Consider the following 1,268-nt stretch of genomic DNA (forward strand, 5'->3'; position numbering starts at 1 on the left):
CGTTGTCGATGCTGACATTGGCGTTCGAGAAACCGGTGACCGGCTCCGAGAATGTGAACGTGACGAGCGAGCTCTGGCCGGCGCTCAGGGCGCTGTCGGCGAGCGCGATGCTCACGGTTGGCAGTTCGGAGTCGATCGTGAAATTGGCCGACGCGGTCGCGCCGTCGCCGGCGTTGCCGATCAGGTCGGCGATGGCGGTGTTGTCGACCGTTATCACATTGCTGGCCGAGGTGACGCCGGCGGTCGGCGTGAAGGTGGCGGTCCAGGTGGTGCCGCCATCGACCGAGGAGACGGCGTCGAGCGTGCCGTTGGTGACCGTGACGGCCGAATTCGAGAAGCCGGTCACGGCCTCGGAGAAGGTGAAGGTGACCAGCGCGCTTTCGCCGGCGGCCAGCGCGCTGTCGTCGAGTGTGATCGCGACGGTCGGCGCGGCCGTGTCGATCAGGAAGTCGTTCGAATCGGTGGTGTCGGAGCCGGTGTTGCCGGCGGCGTCGACGTAGCCGGTGTTGTCGACCGAGATCAGGTTGCCTGCGGCCGTGGTGTCGGCATCCGGCGTAAAGGTGGCGGTCCAGGTGGTGCCGCCGTCGGCGGAACTGACGGCGTCGAGCGTGCCGTTGGCGATGCTGATGGCGGCGTTCGAGAACCCGCTCACGGCCTCTGAGAAGGTGAAGGTGACCAGCGTGCTCTCGCCGGCGGCGAGCGCGTTGTCGGCGACCAGGATGCTCACGGTCGGCGGTGCGGTGTCGATCGCGTAGCTGCCCGAATCGACGGTGTCGGCGCCGGTGTTGCCGGCCAGGTCCGTCAGGCCCAGGCCGCTGACGGTGATGACATTGCTGGCCGAGGTGACGCCGGCGGTTGGCGTGAAGGTGGCGCTCCAGGTGGTGCCGCCGTCGGCGGAACTGACGGCGTCGAGCGTGCCGTTGCCGACCGTGAGGTCGGCGTTGCTGAAGCCGGTGACGGCTTCCGAGAACGTGAACGTGACGAGCGTGGTTTCGCCGGCCTTGAGGGAGGTGTCGCCGAAGCTGACGGTCACGGTCGGACGCGCAGTGTCGACCGCGTAGTTGTCCGAATCGGTGTCGGCGGCGGCGTTGTTGCCGCCGGCATCGGTGAAGCCCGCGCCGCTGAGCCTGACGAGGTTGGTGGCCGAAGTGAAGTCGGCGCTCGGCGTGAAGATGGCGGTCCAGGTGACGCCGTCGCCCGAGCTGACGGTGTCGAGCGTGCCGCCGGCGACCGAGAGGTCGGCGTTGGTAAAGCCGGTGACCGCCTCC

Annotated in this window: 1 protein-coding gene; it reads right to left on the bottom strand. The window is 68.4% G+C overall.

Annotated elements, in window-relative coordinates; all coding sequences use genetic code 11:
• Positions 1-1,268: Ig-like domain-containing protein (locus C7C56_RS28815; protein ID WP_229458731.1), on the bottom strand; the 1,268-nt coding region annotated here is incomplete at both ends.

It is taken from the genome of Massilia glaciei, assembly GCF_003011895.2.
Taxonomy (GTDB): Bacteria; Pseudomonadota; Gammaproteobacteria; order Burkholderiales; family Burkholderiaceae_D; genus Telluria_A; species Telluria_A glaciei.